21 protein-coding genes and 2 tRNA genes are annotated in these 17,172 nt (G+C 58.6%); 7 read left to right on the top strand and 16 right to left on the bottom strand.

The genetic code is table 11. The features are described from left to right. Positions 1-4: 4 nt before the first annotated feature. From ACR0IP_RS04895 to ACR0IP_RS04885, 3 genes are read right to left on the bottom strand one after another with little or no spacing between them, the layout of a single operon-like run. Positions 5-730 (bottom strand): class I SAM-dependent methyltransferase, encoded by a 726-nt coding sequence (locus tag ACR0IP_RS04895; protein WP_170693453.1) that lies wholly within the window; start codon positions 728-730, stop codon positions 5-7. Positions 731-737: 7 nt separating this feature from the next. Then, positions 738-2,273, bottom strand: a complete 1,536-nt coding sequence (locus ACR0IP_RS04890; RefSeq protein WP_480524140.1) for a hypothetical protein — start codon at positions 2,271-2,273, stop codon at positions 738-740. Next, complete coding sequence (locus ACR0IP_RS04885) at positions 2,257-3,234, bottom strand: glycosyltransferase family 2 protein (RefSeq protein ID WP_170380126.1); 978 nt, start codon at positions 3,232-3,234, stop codon at positions 2,257-2,259. Before ACR0IP_RS04885 ends, ACR0IP_RS04890 begins: the two co-directional genes overlap by 17 nt. Before the next feature lie 281 nt (positions 3,235-3,515). Between ACR0IP_RS04885 and ACR0IP_RS04880 the strand changes: the two genes are divergently transcribed. The 6 genes from ACR0IP_RS04880 (at position 3,516) to nadC (ending at position 9,252) form a co-directional block, all read left to right on the top strand. Then, positions 3,516-4,226 (top strand): IS6 family transposase, encoded by a 711-nt coding sequence (locus tag ACR0IP_RS04880; protein ID WP_170781556.1) that lies wholly within the window; start codon positions 3,516-3,518, stop codon positions 4,224-4,226. Positions 4,227-4,671: 445 nt separating this feature from the next. Further along, positions 4,672-4,748 (top strand) — tRNA-Arg (locus tag ACR0IP_RS04875). A gap of 156 nt (positions 4,749-4,904) precedes the next feature. After that, positions 4,905-5,786, top strand: a complete 882-nt coding sequence (locus ACR0IP_RS04870; RefSeq protein WP_480524139.1) for an NUDIX hydrolase — start codon at positions 4,905-4,907, stop codon at positions 5,784-5,786. A gap of 77 nt (positions 5,787-5,863) precedes the next feature. Continuing rightward, the gene (nadA, locus tag ACR0IP_RS04865; protein WP_480524138.1) at positions 5,864-6,835 is read left to right on the top strand and encodes a quinolinate synthase NadA; all 972 of its coding nucleotides are present in this window, start codon (positions 5,864-5,866) and stop codon (positions 6,833-6,835) included. Then, the gene (locus tag ACR0IP_RS04860; RefSeq protein WP_480524137.1) at positions 6,832-8,370 is read left to right on the top strand and encodes an L-aspartate oxidase; all 1,539 of its coding nucleotides are present in this window, start codon (positions 6,832-6,834) and stop codon (positions 8,368-8,370) included. Before nadA ends, ACR0IP_RS04860 begins: the two co-directional genes overlap by 4 nt. A gap of 3 nt (positions 8,371-8,373) precedes the next feature. Then, the gene (nadC, locus tag ACR0IP_RS04855; protein WP_480524136.1) at positions 8,374-9,252 is read left to right on the top strand and encodes a carboxylating nicotinate-nucleotide diphosphorylase; all 879 of its coding nucleotides are present in this window, start codon (positions 8,374-8,376) and stop codon (positions 9,250-9,252) included. Positions 9,253-9,374: 122 nt separating this feature from the next. On the opposite strand, the gene ACR0IP_RS04850 is transcribed toward nadC, so the two are convergent. The 7 genes from ACR0IP_RS04850 to ACR0IP_RS04820 form a co-directional block, all read right to left on the bottom strand. Beyond that, positions 9,375-9,599 (bottom strand): DUF6538 domain-containing protein, encoded by a 225-nt coding sequence (locus ACR0IP_RS04850; RefSeq protein ID WP_480524134.1) that lies wholly within the window; start codon positions 9,597-9,599, stop codon positions 9,375-9,377. A 96-nt stretch (positions 9,600-9,695) separates the two neighbouring features. Continuing rightward, positions 9,696-9,770 (bottom strand) — tRNA-Phe (locus ACR0IP_RS04845). Between the two features lie 79 nt (positions 9,771-9,849). Continuing rightward, positions 9,850-10,032: a DNA gyrase inhibitor YacG gene (locus tag ACR0IP_RS04840; RefSeq protein WP_480524132.1), complete on the bottom strand. Its 183-nt coding sequence runs from the start codon at positions 10,030-10,032 to the stop codon at positions 9,850-9,852. After that, on the bottom strand, positions 10,029-11,051 hold the full coding sequence (locus ACR0IP_RS04835) for a ribonuclease E/G (protein WP_480524130.1): 1,023 nt from the start codon (positions 11,049-11,051) through the stop codon (positions 10,029-10,031). Before ACR0IP_RS04835 ends, ACR0IP_RS04840 begins: the two co-directional genes overlap by 4 nt. Then, complete coding sequence (locus ACR0IP_RS04830) at positions 11,048-11,626, bottom strand: Maf family protein (protein WP_170660876.1); 579 nt, start codon at positions 11,624-11,626, stop codon at positions 11,048-11,050. The genes ACR0IP_RS04835 and ACR0IP_RS04830 overlap by 4 nt, the downstream gene beginning before the upstream one ends. 11 nt (positions 11,627-11,637) lie before the next feature. Further along, entirely contained in the window at positions 11,638-11,856 is a 219-nt protein-coding gene (infA, locus tag ACR0IP_RS04825; RefSeq protein WP_005978431.1) for a translation initiation factor IF-1, read from the bottom strand. Between the two features lie 90 nt (positions 11,857-11,946). Further along, entirely contained in the window at positions 11,947-12,822 is an 876-nt protein-coding gene (locus ACR0IP_RS04820) for a carbon-nitrogen hydrolase family protein (protein ID WP_170689441.1), read from the bottom strand. 146 nt (positions 12,823-12,968) lie between these two features. On the opposite strand from ACR0IP_RS04820, the gene ACR0IP_RS04815 reads away from it, so the two are divergent. Next, positions 12,969-13,184 (top strand): hypothetical protein, encoded by a 216-nt coding sequence (locus tag ACR0IP_RS04815; RefSeq protein ID WP_170462965.1) that lies wholly within the window; start codon positions 12,969-12,971, stop codon positions 13,182-13,184. A 97-nt stretch (positions 13,185-13,281) separates the two neighbouring features. On the opposite strand, the gene ACR0IP_RS04810 is transcribed toward ACR0IP_RS04815, so the two are convergent. The 6 genes from ACR0IP_RS04810 to ACR0IP_RS04785 form a co-directional block, all read right to left on the bottom strand. Beyond that, positions 13,282-13,881, bottom strand: a complete 600-nt coding sequence (locus ACR0IP_RS04810; protein WP_170643485.1) for a GNAT family N-acetyltransferase — start codon at positions 13,879-13,881, stop codon at positions 13,282-13,284. Further along, positions 13,874-14,272: a ketosteroid isomerase-related protein gene (locus tag ACR0IP_RS04805; protein ID WP_480524127.1), complete on the bottom strand. Its 399-nt coding sequence runs from the start codon at positions 14,270-14,272 to the stop codon at positions 13,874-13,876. The genes ACR0IP_RS04810 and ACR0IP_RS04805 overlap by 8 nt, the downstream gene beginning before the upstream one ends. 3 nt (positions 14,273-14,275) lie before the next feature. Continuing rightward, positions 14,276-14,728 (bottom strand): arsenate-mycothiol transferase ArsC, encoded by a 453-nt coding sequence (locus ACR0IP_RS04800; protein WP_170462968.1) that lies wholly within the window; start codon positions 14,726-14,728, stop codon positions 14,276-14,278. A 3-nt stretch (positions 14,729-14,731) separates the two neighbouring features. Further along, entirely contained in the window at positions 14,732-15,211 is a 480-nt protein-coding gene (locus ACR0IP_RS04795) for a UPF0262 family protein (protein WP_170379879.1), read from the bottom strand. A gap of 98 nt (positions 15,212-15,309) precedes the next feature. Next, the gene (gene hisD, locus ACR0IP_RS04790; protein ID WP_480524126.1) at positions 15,310-16,611 is read right to left on the bottom strand and encodes a histidinol dehydrogenase; all 1,302 of its coding nucleotides are present in this window, start codon (positions 16,609-16,611) and stop codon (positions 15,310-15,312) included. A 53-nt stretch (positions 16,612-16,664) separates the two neighbouring features. Next, positions 16,665-17,120: a GNAT family N-acetyltransferase gene (locus ACR0IP_RS04785; RefSeq protein ID WP_480524124.1), complete on the bottom strand. Its 456-nt coding sequence runs from the start codon at positions 17,118-17,120 to the stop codon at positions 16,665-16,667. Between the last annotated feature and the right edge of the window lie 52 nt (positions 17,121-17,172).

Genomic DNA, 17,172 nt, shown 5'->3' with positions numbered 1-17,172 from the left:
CGGCCTATCCCGCCGGTTCGGCGCGCAGGAGCGAGGTCTGATCTGGATAAGGCAAGGTCGGAACCAGCCCGCGCAACCTGGTTTCGGACAACCCGCAATCGTTGATCGATTGGCGGTAGCGCGCGCGATGAGAATTGTCGAACACGATAATCCCATCCGGTGCCAGCTTGGGGATTGCATGTTTCAAGCAGGCTGGACGCGCGCGACCATCCACGACGATCAGATCAAACAGACCCTCTTCCTCATCTATTGCACTGGCATAGGCCATAAAATGTACTAGAGAACCATCGGCTTTTTCTGAATGATACAGAGCGTCAGCGGGCGCATCACTACTTGCCTCAAACAGTTTGACCTCGGTAGGACACAAGCCCTCGATCATCGGAATCTTGGCTGTCACATTCTTGTACCAAGGCGCGTCATGTTCGACGCTGGTAACATATGACGCGCGGCGTGCCAGCCAAACTGTGCTGGCACCCGATCCATATTCGAACACGCGCGCCGGGCGTGAAGCCAAGAATGAATCCACTTGCTCTATGGCGTCGTAGGTCCACCATGGCACGTCGAGCCCGACCATCGCATCAATATCGTAGATTGCGAACAGGCTGGACATCCAATGCCATCCGCGCCCTTTGTCACACCGCCGCTCTAGAAATCCAGCAAGCCCGGTTACCTGGGCAAGCGCCGCCAAGAAGCGAAACAGGCTGACATAGATAGACTTTAGCAAACGCATCCCGATCTTATCCCTTCAACTCAGTCGGTGCTCGGCAGATCACGGACATCTGGTTGGACGGCAACCCTGCGCCTTCGGCCAGGTTGGTGCAGTAGCCGTTGCTCCATGGCGCGAAGAAACTACCTTCGATCTCGCGGAACAGGGCGGTGTACGGAAACGCCGCCATCGCCGTTACCGTCGTTCCCATCAACGCCGCTGCAAAGACCAGTCGTTTGAAGATGCCAGGCTGATGACGGTTCGAAAAACCCGGCAAAACGCGAGATATCCCAAGAAAACTTAGGAATGCTACCAGTGGCCACAGATCAAAACGGTATCTCAGCGTGATCGTCCCATAAGAGAGCGTGACCAAAACGCCAACCAACAAACCGGCAGCCAATACCAGATGTTCTGCGCGCCTTAGTTGCACCAAGCCGACAACGGCGAAACTCAACCAAATCGGCCAGAGCCATAGAAGCCCGTAACGCGGACCTTCGACCCTTATATATCCGAGCCTATCTTGGGTCGCCTTCTGAAAGAGGTTGTAAATCGCCATCGATGGGCGGTGCGTCAGTTCCAGAGCAGGCAGGTCAAACGCATACAATCCTGCATTCGGTGGAATACGCTGAACATTAAATCGGCCATGTTCGGTAAAGGCCTGCGCGCGGGGGGACTCTTGAGGCTCTATCCCCCAGAAGACCGTCCCGTATTGGGTCTCGCTTGCCTCGAACGATCCATGGACTTCGGCAGCGCCGCCGAACCTCAGGGTGTTCAGACCCAGATAAAGCAAACCGCCCGCAGCCAGGATTGCTCCGGCAACCAACGCGGGCAGCAGCATTCGCACACCGTGTTTAATCACGCTCCAACCGCACAGGGCGATCAGAGCCACATACAGTCCAATTGCCAGGTTAGGGCGGGCATGCACCGTGATAGCTGCACACAAAGCCAATACCGAAAACGCCAGCAGAGGATGCAGCTTGTCCTTACTAAAGCGCACCCAAACCGCCACAAAGGCACCCGCCGCGCCATATGCCAGCGCGATAGGTTCGTGATAGAGCGATTGATTGACCACAAGCAGGGTCGCAGGTCCGCAAACCCACAAAGCCGCTGCAAAAAAGACTGCCCAACCCTGCGCATTCCTTTGTACCGGTGTCGCGGTTTGAGCAATCAGATCTTTCAGCGCCACCTGATAACCCAGTGTTCCAAGTGCGGTCCAGAACCAGATCGAAAACCCGGCCATCGGGATCGACTCGAACGGCCAAGCCCAACCGAACAAAAAGCGCAGAAGCAACGGCCCTGCCCCGTGATAAAGATAACCTTGAGCGTCAGGTGTATAATGTCCTTCGAACCGCAAGAGTCGGGGCGGTAAATCAAAATGCCCGTTCAGGATGGCGTGATAATAGCCATCGTAGATAGCGCCCCCGAAAAACGGATCAGGGTACAGACCCGGTGCAAACCAGCACAAAACCGCAAGGTAGGCTGAGCCAACAAGGGCGACTATCGCAAACGGTCTGCTTGTCCAGAATGCCACAAATCCCGTTTGCGAAGCGTTATGCACGATCTGCATGCTCCGCCCTTTGCTCCAACTCCCGAACCCGGCGCAACGTCGCTTCGAGCAGGCGCCGGTTTGTGGCAATCGTTTCCGACAGGATCGCAATAATGATCGTGAAGTACCCCATCACCACAAAGGCACCGCCCAGGACAAGCGACTGAACTTTTCCGTCGCCATCCCCCATCAGATAGAAAAAGACGAACCGCGCGATCGGTATGATCCCGATCAGCAGCAGCACCAGCCCGATTGTGGCAAAGGCTTTTAGCGGGCGGTACATCACGTAACTGCGCAAGATGGTCCCCATCTGGCGCGAGATGAAGGACCGCATGGATTTGAACAGACGCGATGGGCGTTCAACTTGATTGACCTCAACCGGGACCGTCACAACGCTCAGGCCGGTTTGCCCGGCATGGATCAGTGTTTCGGTTGTATAGCTGAATTTGGTCATGACGTTGATATGCAGCGCCGCATAGCGCGAATAGGCGCGAAATCCAGAGACCGCGTCATTGACCTCAAGCCCCGCAAAGCCCGACACAACGCGGCTGCCAACCCGCTGCAATATCCGTTTGACGGGCGAGAATGACTGGTTTTGGCCGGGCTTTCGATCCCCGACAACAACGTCGGCTTTGCCGGCCAGAATGGGTGCAATCAGATCAGGGATGGACGCGCCAGAATATTGGTTGTCACCGTCCGTATTGACGATGATATCGGCCCCCTGAGCCAATGCGTTGTCGATTCCGATCTGGAACGAACGGGCAAGCCCTTTGTTGCCGCGGTTGCGAACAACATGCTCAACACCAAGTTCTTTTGCGATCTCACTGGTGCGATCCGTTGATCCGTCATCAATGACCTGAAGCTCGACCACCCCCACGCTGGAGATTTCGCGTGGGATGTCGCGAATGACGGCCGGTAAGGTCTCTTCTTCGTTCAGACAGGGTACCTGAACCACAAGCTTGGGAAGCGCCTTTAGCGTCATTTTGTTCACTCTACCTGCCCGACACGACATTCTGCGATCGCCTGGCGAGTGTTGTCTATTTTCTCTGAGTTGTCACCATCGGCCCAAAAAGACGAAACCCAACTGCGACCTGATTGCACTGCCGATGACACCAGGGCCTTAGCCAAGCCCACGGAACACAGGTTAAGTTAACAAAGAGGGCAGCATATTGATCATTGTATCACAATCGCGCCCAAAACTGTCATGATATTGTAAGGCATTGCCAACTTGTTTGGGCGTTGTGAACGGGTTACCGCTCATGCATGAACATACTGCCCCAAATGCCACGCCTTAAAGGCTTTCGCTTTCCTCGTGAGATCATCGCCTATGCCGTCTGGGCTTACCATCGCTTTGCTCTCAGCACGGCTGATGTTGAAGATCTGCTCGCGGAGCGCGGTGTAATGGTCAGTCGGGAAACGATCAGGAAATGGGTCAATCGCTTTGGTGACCATTTCGCAAACTGCATCAGGCGAGACCGGCCTTCCGCGGCCGATAAATGGCATTTGGACGAAGTGGTCATCCCAATCAATGGTCGGAAATGCTGGCTCTGGCGGGCCGTGGATGCGAAGGGAGATACTCTTGATATCCTCGTCCAACCACGGCGGAATGCTAAGGCAGCCCGGCGCTTCCTGAAACGGTTGATTTCGCAATTTGGCGAACCTCGCGCTGTGATCACGGACAAATTGCGAAGCTATTTCAAGCCGATCCGCGATCTTGCGCCGGGTGCGGATCACCGAGCACACAAAGGGTTGAACAACCGGATCGAAGGATCACACAGGCCAACTCGAAAGCATGAGAAACTGATGGGTCGGTTCAAGTCCCCGCGTCAGGCCCAAAGGTTCCTCGCCGCTCACGGCCAGATCAACACCGTCTTCCGACCCCGCCGCTATCAACTCTCCACCGCATCATACCGTCATGCCAGAACCGATGCCTTCGACCTCTGGGAAGGTTACACTCTCGAAATGACCGCCTGACTGACGCAAACCAGACCAACCTCTGCTCCGTGCAAACAAGTTGGCAATGCCAAATCCCCCCTTGGCGCTGTCCCATCCCGAAATCGCCAGGTTGTGGCACCCGAAAAAGAACGGAAAGGTTACTCCAAATGAAATCAAAAAGTGGTTCGTCTACAAAGCGTTGGTGAGTTTGTTCTGAAGACCCTCGGCACTAGTGGGTGAATTCGCCAAATAACTTGACTAAGCCGACCCGAAAACTTGGCTACTGCCCGTTTTGTACCGGGCGTCGTATATTCAAAGGGTAGTATGTTCATTTTTTGCCGCTTGGCGCTAATTTGCGTTTCCTTGCTCGCAAAACCTTGGAATCAAGAGAACATTCTACTATTCAGTAGAGCAAAGGTGGTTTCCTAAGCGATACTTAATCGCAATTGGCAGGGTTTGACTTAACCCTTTGTTTTTATTAAATGGCCCCGTGGCTCAACTGGATAGAGCAGCCCCCTCCTAAGGGGCAGGTTGCAGGTTCGAATCCTGCCGGGGTCGCCACTGCAATTGCCGGAAATACCTTCAATCATCGGCGAAAACCCCATTTTGAGGTCGGTGTTGGCGCCATGGCATTTTCCTCAAGCAAAGGTTTGAAATCTGGGTTAGAAATCAAACACGATGTCAACGACTGGCATTGCGCAATACACAGGTACCTTCTTGCCCAGCGGACTAGCCCCTGCCGAACTGATCGCAATCCTTGTCGCCGTGACCGACAACCAGCCGCGTGTTATGACCTTGCAGGGGGGTGAGGCGCTGCCATCGGGGCCGTTCGAGTCTTCTCATCGCAGCCTGCAGAGCAGTTTGCGCGCTTGGATCGAGGCGCAGACCGGCCATCCCGTGGGTTATCTTGAGCAACTCTATACCTTTGCGGACAGGGATCGCGATCCTCGGTCTGGGGATGTAGAAACCTCGCAGCGGATTTCGATCAGCTATCTAGGGCTGGTGCGCGAACAGGATGCAGCCGGAGCAGGGCGCCCGTCCTGGCGCAGCTGGTACCGGTACTTCCCCTGGGAAGACCATCGCGACAGCATCCCCGAGGAAGTGCCGCGTATCGCTGATCGCCTGACGGCTTGGGCAGGGGCAGATCCGCTCAAGTCACAGCGTATCGACTATCTGTTCGGTCTGAACGGAAAGACGTGGAACGAGGAACTGGTTCTGCAGCGCTATGAGCTGATGTATGAGGCCGGTCTGGTCGATGTGCCCGAGTTTGGCCTGCCCATGGCGGGCGACAACCGCCGCATCCTTGCCACTGGCATTTCGCGGTTGAGGGCCAAGATCAAATATTCTCCGGTCGTGTTCGAGCTGATGCCCGAAAGCTTTACCCTGCTTCAATTGCAGCGCACGGTCGAGGCGCTGTCGGGTCTGCACTTGCACAAACCCAATTTCCGCCGCCAGATCGACCAGCAGGAACTGGTTGAAGAAACGGGCGAAATCTCGAGCGGCACCGGCGGCCGCCCAGCGCGATTGTTCCGGTACCGACCCGCCATTCTTGAGGCCCGCATGCTGTCGGGCGCAAGGCTGCCTCTGTCCAAATCCTGAGTTGCGCTTGACATAATCTCGAATCGAGAATAATCACGGCTCGAATGTACTCGAATCGAGTATAAATGGAGGAGCCAATGAAAGATTTCCGCCTGCCAGAGTTGTACGATCGGGTTAAGCAAATCATTCCGCCAGCCGAATGGATGCAGTACGAAGAGGATCTGGAAGCCATCCTCGACCTGAAGCGGCAGAAGAATGCCGTCATCCTTGCGCACAATTACCAAACGCCCGAGATCTTCCACGGTGTGGCCGATATCGTAGGTGACAGCCTCGCCCTGGCGCGCGAAGCCGTTGAGGTCGACGCCGATGTCATCGTGCTGGCGGGCGTGCATTTCATGGCCGAAACCGCCAAGCTGCTGAACCCTGAAAAAACCGTGCTGATCCCGGATATGGGGGCGGGATGTTCGCTGGCAGATTCCATCACGCCCGAAGATATCGCGCTGTTGCGCGAAGCGCATCCGGGTGTGCCGGTGATCACCTATGTCAACACATCGGCCGCGGTGAAGGCCGCCTCAGATATCTGCTGCACCTCGGGTAACGCGGTGAAAGTGGTGGAATCCCTCGGGGTACCGCGCGTTTTGATGATACCGGATGAGTACCTTGCCAAGAACGTCGCCAAAGAGACCGATGTCGAACTGATCGCCTGGCACGGGCATTGCGAGGTGCATGAGCTGTTCACCCCAGACGACATTCGGGCGATGCGCGAGGCATGGCCGGGTGTCACGGTGCTGGCCCACCCGGAATGTCCGCCCGAGGTCGTGGCCGAGGCGGATTTCTCAGGCTCTACCGCCGTGATGTCGGATTTTGTCGGCGACAAGAAACCGGCAAGGGTCTGTCTTCTGACCGAATGCTCCATGAGCGACAACGTAGCACTGAACCACCCAGATGTGGAATTCGTGCGCCCGTGCAATCTGTGCCCGCATATGAAGCGCATTAGTTTGGCCAATATCCGCGAAGCTCTGGAATTGGGTCGCCACGAAGTCACCGTCGATCCGGCCGTCGCCGACGATGCGCGCCGTTCGGTCGAGCGGATGCTGGCCGTGAAATGATCCGGCTTGAGGGGCTCCACGACCGGATCGCCATCATCGGTGGCGGAATCGCTGGGCTGGTGGCCGCACTGGAACTGGCACCGCAGCCTGTGGTGCTGATTTCCCACGCCGGGCTGGGGCAGGAATGCTCAAGCGCTTGGGCGCAAGGGGGGATTGCTGCCGCGCTGGGCGCTGATGACGATCCTGCCCAGCACCTGGCCGATACGCTGCGGGCCGGAGATGGGCTGTGTGATGCAACTGTCGCCTCAGGCATCCTGTCAGAGGCCGCCGAGGCGATCGCGGTGCTTGAGCGCTATGGCGTTCGCTTCGACAGGGCGCAGGATGGCACATTTGCCCTGGCGCGCGAGGCCGCGCATTCCCGTCGCCGTATTCTGCATATCGGCGGCGACCGAACCGGAGCCGAGATCATGTCCGCTCTGACCCGCGCAGTGCGGCATTGCCCCTCGATCACCTGCTTAACGGGCGTCGAAGCCCGGCGTCTTGTAACCGCCGACGGGTGCCTTGCCGGTGTTCATCTTCAAGCGATGGGTCAAGCGGCGGTGTTGCGGACCGCTCAGGTCATAATGGCGACAGGTGGCTGCGGGGGTCTGTTCGACGCCAGCACCAACCCGTCCGGCAATTTCGGGCAGGGTTTGGCGATGGCCGCACGTGCATGCGCAGCGCTGCGCGATATGGAATTCGTGCAATTTCACCCGACCGCGCTGGCGACTGCCCAAGCACCTTTGACCCTGATCAGCGAGGCGGTGCGGGGTGAGGGGGCAACTCTGATCGACCAGACTGGTAAGCGGTTTATGGCGCATATCCCGGATGCCGAACTGGCCCCACGGGACGTGGTGGCCCGCGCTATGCATCAGGTCATCGCAGGCGGAGGGCGCGCGTTTCTTGACGCTCGTGCCGCGCTGGGTGCGGGCTTTGCTGAACGGTTTCCTGGCATTCAGGCCTTGTGCGCGGCCCAAGGTATCGACCCCGCGCACGACCCGATTCCGATACGCTCGGCTGCGCACTACCACATGGGTGGCATTGCCGTTGACCAGACCGGCCAGAGCACGCTGCCCGGGTTGTGGGCCATCGGTGAATGTGCAGCGACCGGTTTGCACGGGGCCAATCGCCTTGCCAGTAGCTCTCTGCTTGAGGCTGTTGTAATGGCTCGTCGCGCCGCCAGCGATGTTGCGGCCAGCAAGATGCGAGACCGGGCTATTGTCCCCAACCCCGCTGCGTTGCCTGATCCCGATCCCGGCGCTGTCCGGCCGATGATGTCGGGGCATCTGGGTGTGATCCGGCATGGGGCCGGGATGCGGAACGCGATCTCGAACCTTTTGCCGCTGGTTCGGTCGTGCGGGCCTGCCTCGGACCCGGCCCTCGTAGCGCTTGCAATCGCAGTTTTCGCCGAAAAGCGCCGAGGCTCCTGCGGCGGGCACTATCGTAGCGACTTCCCTGAGCCAGAGACTAATCCGCGATCAACCCTGATGAACCTGACCGAAATCCTGTCGCATGCGGGTTCGGTCGACCAAGAACCCCAGCTGAGGACAGCCTGACCCATGACCGCCATGCCCCTAACCCCGTTGCTGCGCACGATGTTTGAGCCGATGATCCGACGCGCTCTGGATGAAGATCTTGGCTTGGCGGGCGATGTCACCTCTGCCGCCGTCATTCCACCAGATCACCGATCCGAAGTCGTCGCGAGCGCCCGTCAACCCGGTTGCATCGCCGGTCTGGACTGTGCCGAGCTGGCCTGCGCCTTGGTTGATCCGGCCATCACGGTGACCCGCCATGTGAACGACGGAGACTCGGTTGCGAGCGGTACGCCGATCGCAACATTCCGAGGGCCGTCCCGCAGCCTGTTGATCGCTGAGCGGACCGCGCTCAATTTCATGGGTCATCTCTCGGGCATTGCCAGCGTAACCGCAGATCTGTTGCGCCGTGTCGAAGGTACACGTGCCTCGATCGCCTGTACCCGCAAGACAACCCCGGGTCTGCGCGCGCTGGAAAAATATGCCGTGCGCGCTGGCGGAGGCATGAATCATCGCTATTCCCTAAGCGACGCGGTGCTCATCAAGGACAACCACATCGCCATTGCCGGAGGCGTCGGCCCGGCCCTGACCAGCGCGAAACAAACGGTCGGACATATGATCAAGATCGAGATCGAGGTCGATACACTCGCGCAGTTGGAACAGGTTTTGGAAATCGGTGCCGATGCTGTGCTGCTCGACAACATGACGCCGGCCACCTTGCGCGAAGCAGTGGGTATGATTGATGGGAGAGCCATTGCCGAAGCCTCCGGCGGGATCACACCCGACACCGTGCGCGTCGTGGCTGAAACCGGGGTCGATCTGATTTCCATGGGCTGGATCACCCACAGCGCACCCTGCCTCGATATCGGTCTGGATTTCGTCGCAAGTCACCCCCGAAAATACTGACCGCAAAAGGCTGGACAATGCGGCCTTCGCCGGCCCGGAGGGTAAGCGTCCCCAATATTTGGAATACAACAAGTCATAGGTTCGAGGGTTTAGTCGATCTGGTTAGATCTAATCTCGTCTCATCAAGGGAGCGCGGTCATCCTCAGAATATGCTTACCCAGTAGGTCTACGTCTTGGACGCGTAAGTGATACCAGTGTTCATCCAGTTGCTGAGGAGTTCTTTGCGCTCGGGACTTTGCGACCTCCGCTGATCTTGTCCGTAGCGAGAACGATGTTTTTCCGGTGGTATAGTGGTGATCGAGGTCCTTTGGGACCTGCCCTATGAAGTAGAAGACCCCAGTTTTCACAAATGAGAAGGGAACGGTTTTGTTCTCCAGAATGTACTACGCCCTTGGTCAGCTCTGGTTAAAGCTGAAAGAAAACAGTATCTTACCTGTTGGGAATGGTGCCCGGGGGCGGAATCGAACCACCGACACGAGGATTTTCAATCCACTGCTCTACCCCTGAGCTACCCGGGCACGGGAACGGCAATTGCCATTGGGTGGAGGCCTTCTATGACTTGCACCAAGCAGTGTCCAGAGGCTTTTTGACATTTTTTCAGTGTGGACGGCGGGGGATGTCTACGGGTTCTGAAATCGCGTCTTCGATATCCTCTTCGCGTTGCGAGGGCACGGCGTAGGATCCGTTCAGCCACTTCGCCAGATCCAGATCCGCACAGCGTTTGGAACAGAACGGGCGGTATTTGGAAACCGTCTTTTCCTGACAGATCGGGCAAGTCATTCCAGCACCTCGCTCAGAGGGATACGCCCACGTTTGCGTTGCAGCTCGAAATGGCCCAGCGGCGTCCAGCCTGCGAGCGTTGTTTCGATCCCATCCGCCTTGAACGCGGCGCGTAGGGCCTGTTCAAGACCGCGACGGTCTTTCTTGGGCATCGGGGCCATGTCGATAGTGATTTGCCCGCCCAGACCACGAACCCTAAGGGCGCGTGGAAGGGTCTTGGCGCAGGCGAAATTGGCCTTTGTGCCGGCTGCGAGCGAAGTGTCGGCTCCGGTGTTTACATCCACCGCAATAAGCGCGCGGGTGGGTTCGATGTATAGATGCCCTCCGCCCGGCAGAGGCTCTGCAATGCCTAGGGCAATGTCCAGCGCGTCTAGAACGCCGTAATGTTCGAAGCCACCGGCCTCGGTTACGACATCCGCAGGTTCGGTCCAATCGCGCCATGCCAGAATATGAGGGCCGTCGCCCTCGGCCAGGGTTTCAGGCTCGGTGCCCGGATCGTTCAGGACCTGTTCGGTCTGCGTTAGCATGGCGCCGATGTCTTCGGCGATGTCATCTGCATCCGCACCAACGCAGCATGACCGCAGAATCAGGCCATAGGCGCTGTCACCCATGACCTCGTGGGCGATTTCCAGCAGGCGGTCGCGCTCATCCTCATCCTTGATGCTGCGCGAGATGTTCAGGCCCGGAGCCTCGGGCGTGACAATCGCATAGCGGCTTTTAAACAGAACGCGATCGGTGACCGGAACGGCTTTGCCCGGTTCAGCAAAACCTGTCACCTGCACCAGCAGAAGCGCTCCGGGTGCGAGGCCCTTGACCTGACGCAGAAAGGCGGGCCCGTCCGGTGTGGTGAGGAACATGCCGCCTTGGCCTTTGACCGGGCGATCTGCGCGGGCCCGGTAGATCGTGCCGGGCGGCGGCGCGTCTCCGGCGATCAGAAAATCGTCGAGCTTGCCGTCGACCATCAACGCGGCTGCTTCGCGGCCATCGATATGATCCAGAACGATTGTGCGGCCTTTCATGGCGCCTCTCTGTACAATGGGTAGCCGATTGCCTGCAAAAGTGCGGCTGTCTCGGACAGGGGCAGGCCCACGATGCCGGTGAACGATCCGGAAATCCAGGGAATGAACGCCCCAGCCGGACCTTGGATGGCATAACCACCCGCCTTGCCCTGCCAGTCATCTGTCGCAAGATAGGCGTTCACCTCGAGATCCGACAAGCGTTTCATCTTGACCTGAGAGACCACGTCTCGCTGCAACACCCGGTCTCCGCAGCGCACCGCGACCGATGTCACGACCCGATGCCGACGCCCGGACAGAGCGTGCAGAAACTCGGCCGCTTCTCCTGCGTTTTCGGGTTTGCCCAGAATGCGACGCCCCAGCGCCACCGTGGTGTCCGCGCACAAGACAATATCTGCACTATCCGCCTGAACAGCCAGCGCTTTTTCGCGCGCAATACGGCTACAATAGGGAACCGGAAGCTCGCCCTTCAAAGGCGTTTCGTCGATGTCAGGAGGGCGCACGTAATCGGGCTGCACGCCAAGCTGCGCCAGCAGGTCCAGCCGCCTTGGGCTGCCCGATCCGAGGATAAACGCCATGAGGTAGGGCGTTACTTGAAGCGGTAGTTGATCCGACCCTTGGTCAGATCGTAAGGGGTCATCTCGACCTGAACTTTGTCGCCGGCCAGAACACGGATGCGGTTCTTGCGCATCTTGCCTGCCGTATGTGCGATGATCTCATGGCCGTTTTCCAGCTCGACCCGAAACGTCGCATTAGGCAGGAGTTCCTTCACGACACCGGGAAATTCGAGCGTATCTTCCTTGGCCATGTTGTCTCCATCATTACGTTGCACTCGCAGAATCTGCGAGGATCTGCGCTTAAATGAGCCTATTTTTCCCTTATTTCAAGGGCGGAATCATTAAAGCGCGGAGAATGTGACAGATTCGACTCGGGGGGATTGCTCGTCCCAGTGGGTTCGATTCAGGACATGCCCGTCGGCGCGGACATCGGCGATGGCGCTCAGGTCGATATCGGCATAGGTCCAGCCCGGTTGGTTCAACACACCTTCGGCCAGAACGCCCGTCTGTGGAAAGCCCTTGTCAGGCGGGCCAAAAATGCCGCCTGTGCCGGTGTTCATATCCACGGCCTCGGACCATTCATTGTTCCCCACCAAGGACGCCATGACCGTAACGCATTGATTTTCCAAGGCACGCGACATCGCCCCGATGCGCACGCGCCAATACCCCGCTAACGCTTCGGTACAGGAGGGGACAAGGATCAGATCCGCATCGCTCAGGGCGCGGCCTAGCAGGGGGAATTCGCTGTCATAGCAGATCAGTACGCCGATCTTGCCCAATGCCGTGTCGAACAGTTTAAGAGGGCCGCCGGGGGCGATGTCCCATTGTTCGCGCTCGAACCGGGTCATGATCTGCTTGTCCTGATGGTCCTGACGGCCATCTGGCGCATAAAGTTCCGCCCGGTTCACCGGACGCCCTGCACCTGTTGCGACTGGGGCCGAAGCCCCTAGGATGTACGTCTTGTATTCCTTCGCCAAGCGCTGGTGCAGGTTCTGCACATCTTCTATCCGGTCCGAGACCGCCTGAATCGACCGCTCCAGATCAACCGCCACGTCGGCCCCGTCCAGTGTCGAAAGTTCCATTGCGCCGTATTCGGGAAAGACCAGCAACTCGGCCCCGTTCCCGGCGGCCTGCGCCACCCAGGCGTTCAGCTTGTCCTCGTATTGCGCCCAACTGTCGAGCCAATCGAGGTCATAGGCGGAGGTGGCGACTCTCATGAATCTGTCCTTCGATACTGATTTGCCGGGACACTAAGTGACGATTGCTGGGCATGTACAGGCCCAACCTTTCAGTCGGACAAAACGACGACAAAGTGAATTGGAGGTCTAAGGCCCATGTGGTTTAATCGCACCCGGAGGGCACCATGCAAAAACCTGAAAGCTTCGAGAAGTTCTATTTCGCCAAGGTCGGCATGGGTGAGGCCTGCGGCTGCGCGGAACGTGTCATTGACGTCTATGAGTTCAATCGCAAAGGCGGCGCCCAGAGCAAAGACAGCGTGGTCCCGAAAAAGCGCAAGACCAGGTCACTCCGCGGCTGGGCCGTGAAATACGGTCTAATCAGTCGAAGGCGTCAAGGTTGAGAACTTTGCCTCGCTGGTCTTACAGGACTTTCTCAGAACGTGGCTGCAGTTTAAGCCTGCGTTGATTGGGTATGGCACCGGAGACTGCCGGCAAGGCTCATGCTGACAAATCCCGGATCCAAAACTGCAATGGCTTGAGTGTCTCGCCCTCGTCCCCGACATCTTTCCACGAGAATTGAGCGATGGCTCCGGGTAATGGTTCGTAGCCGCGGGATCTCCAGAACGTATCAAGTGGGTGATAGGATTCGGGCCGCATTGGGTGATCTGCCGGGCGTTGGACGCTGCAGAAGGCGCATTTGGTGAAACCCTGCGCGCGGGCGTGGGCTTCGCGCTGATCGAAGAATTTGTGACCGACGCCTTGACCTCGGTAGTCGGACAGAAGGACGGATTCGGCACAGTAGAAAATCTGTGACAGGTCCAGGCTTGTACTTTTAAACGCGGCGGCAAAATCGTCGGCGTGGTCGGTCAACGGCGCGCCCGTCGACGCTCCGATCAGGTGGTCATTGTCGAAGGCGCCGACAACGATGGCCTTGTCGCTGTCGCGATAGGATTGCAGGTAGCTGCGCTCGTATTCCAGATCGCCATCATAGAGGTAAGGCCAGGCCCGAAACACCTCGATCCGCAGTCGCGCGACGTCGTCCAGAGCGGCCTCGAGGGCTGCACCGATCAGGGGGCGGACGGATGTAACCTCAGCCATTCGAGACCTGTTTGGTCCAGTCTGCAAGGTTATAGAAGGTGGTGACGCGGGTGATCTTGCCGTCATGCAGGTCAAAGAACGAGCCTGCAGGCAGGCGGTAGGTCTGTCCATGCGCCTCGGGCAGGCCCTCATCGGTTTCCAGATAGGTGCCGTTGACGATGAACTCGGCCGCAGCGCGGGTGCCACCTTGGGCATCGAACACCACGATATCGGTCAGGTTCTCTTTGTAGCAGCGGTTCATATGAGCGCAGAAAGCTGCGAATTTCTCTTTGCCGACGCGGATCTGGCCTTCGTTCACATGATGGGCCACGTCATCGGACAGACAGGCCAGCATGCCATCGACATCACCGGCGTTGAAGGCGTTGAAATAGGTCTTCACGGTCTGGTTCATGGGTCACTCCGTTGGTTCGCCCCAGCGGTCTTTCAGATGCTTGATGATCTGATCGCGGGTCTGTCGGTAGTGATGTAGCTTTGATTCCCGTGTCTCGCCCATCCCGGTAGGGTCCATTATTGGCCAATAATCGACATCGAGGTGGAAAATCCGGGTCAACTCCAGCGCTTTGCGCTGACTGGCCGGGGACAAAGCGACGATCAGATCGAACGAGCTGAGATCGTCACCCCATTCCTGCATCTCGTCAAAGGATCGGGTGCGGTGGCGGGACAGCTCAACGCCCATTTCCTGACAGACTGCGATGCAGAAGCCGTCAATATCCAGATCGTTGCGGACGCCGGCGGACTGCACATAGGTGCCGGTGCCGTAGAACTTTTTCATGATGCCTTCGGCCATCGGAGACCGAACCGAGTTGTGGTCGCAACAGAACAGAATGGACTGCGGCAGAGGCGTCACCCGTTAGCCTCCGAAATGTAGCACGCAGATCAGCGTGAACAGGCGTCGGGCGGTGTCGGTGTCTACGTCGGCCTTGCCTTCCAGCCGTTCCTGCAGAACCCGGCTGCCTTCGTTGTGAATACCGCGCCGGGCCATGTCGATGGTTTCGATCTGGCTGGGCGGCAGAGATTTGACCGCGTCGAAATAGCTTTGGCAGATCTGGAAATAGTCCTTCACCACCTGTCGGAACGGCCCGAGGGACAGGTGGAATTCAGCTGCCTTCTGGCTGTCTTCGGTGCTGATATCAAAGACCAGTCGTTTGTCGCGGATCGAAAGCTGCAGGTGATAGGGGCCGTCGGGAATGGCGCGATCATCCCGCTGAGGCAGGTCAAAGCTGTTCTCCTCAAGCAGATCATAGATGGCGACCTTGCGCTCCTGCTCGATCTCAGGGGTCGGCGGGGGCAGGTTCCGGTCATCCAGTTCGATATGCGAGATACGGGTCATTTTAACAGTCACATCCTTCACGTCTGCTCAGACCTATAACAATGAATTTCAATGGGCAACGCACAGAAACGCCACAAGCTGGCGATCTTTGCGTCCCATCAGCCGTTCAGCCGGTTCAGACGTGCGGTGACGGACAAACCATGCGCTTCGAGGCTTTCCGACTGCGCCAATGTCTCAGCCGCAGGGCCGATCGCGCGCAGCGCTTCGGGGGTCATCTGGCTGAGGGTTGTGCGCTTGAGGAAATCCATCACGCTGAGGCCGGATGAGAACCGCGCCGACCGTGCCGTGGGAAGCACATGGTTGGGGCCGCCGACATAGTCTCCGATGGCTTCCGGAGTGTACTGTCCAAGGAAAATCGCGCCTGCGTGGATGGTCTTTTCGCTCAAATTCACCGGGTCGGCCACGCATAGTTCCAAATGCTCCGGGGCGATGCGGTTCGACAGCGCGGCGGCCTCATTCAGATCGCGCACGGTGATGATCGCACCAAAGTCGCGCCAGCTGGCTCCGGCGATGGCGCGGCGTTGCAGGGTCTCAAGGCGTTTTTCGACGGCCTGCGCCACGGTCTGACCGAACCCGGCATCGTCTGTGATCAGGATCGACTGCGCGCTTTCATCATGTTCGGCCTGGCTGAGCAGATCCAACGCGATCCAGTCGGGCTCATTGTCCTTGTCGGCAATCACGAGGATCTCCGAGGGGCCTGCGATCATGTCGATTCCGACCTTGCCGAACACCCGACGTTTGGCCGCGGCGACAAAGGCATTGCCCGGACCGGTGATCTTGTCGACCGGAGCGATGGTGTCGGTGCCATAGGCCAGCGCGGCGACGGCTTGCGCACCGCCGATACGGTAGATCTCATCCACACCGGACAGTTGCGCGGCCAGAAGGACCAGCGGGTTTGCCTGCCCGTCCGGCGTGGGCACGACGATGGCCAGCCGCTCAACCCCTGCCACCTTGGCCGGGATTGCGTTCATCAGAACGGACGAGGGGTAGGAGGCCAAACCGCCCGGCACGTAAAGACCCGCGGCCGAGACAGCCGACCAGCGCCAACCCAGCGTTGCGCCGACCTCATCGGTCGACTGGTGATCCTCGGGCATCTGCTTTTCGTGATAAGCCCGGATGCGCTCTGCCGCCAGTTCCAGCGCGGCACGGTCTTCCGCGGTCACTTGCGCGACCGCCTCAGCAATCTCGTCAGCCGAAAACGCCAGTGTCTCGGGCGTCAGTTCCAGGCGGTCGAATTTCGCGGTCAGCTCGATCACCGCCGCATCGCCACGGTTGCGGACATCGTCGATGATCCCGGCCACCACCGCATCCACATCCGGGCTGTCTTCACGCTTGGCCGATAGCAGCGTTTGAAAGGCGGCTTCAAACTCGGGTGATGTGGTGTCGAGGAAAACGGGCATGATCTGGCACTCCGGAGCGTTTCACGGGGACATATCGCCCGTAAGGGTTGGTCTCAACCCTTCTCGGCCGGGTGCAGCGATTTGCGCAGGGGGAATTGGGTCATCCCGTGCGACTCTTCCACATCGCCCGCCGAAACCCAGCCATATCTGAGGTAGAAGGCCCGTGCTGTGTGGGTGGCATCAAGATAGGCCTGTGCGCAGCCTTGATCCGCCAGCTCCTGCTCCAGTCGGGCCAAAAGGGCCCGCCCGATTCCACGCCGCACATGTCCGGGATCGACATAAAGCAGTGAGATCATCGAGCCGTGGCGCAGCCCTCCGACGGCCACGATCTGTCCGTCTAGCTCAGCCACCCAGATATCCGAGCCGCTTTGTATCCAGCCGCGAACGGTCTGCGGGTCTTTATTGGATGTCCACAGCGCCACAAGTTCGGGGTCTTTGTGGTGATCCGCCGCGCAGAGATGGGTGATAGAGCGGATCAGCACCTGGCTGATCTGGAACACATCAAGCACGGTCGCACGGCGCAGCTCCAGACCTGAGGCGGGTCCGGAAAAGGCCTGCGAT

Source organism: Ruegeria sp. AL11, assembly GCF_056540865.1.
This window is presented reverse-complemented; position numbering and strand designations above follow the sequence as displayed.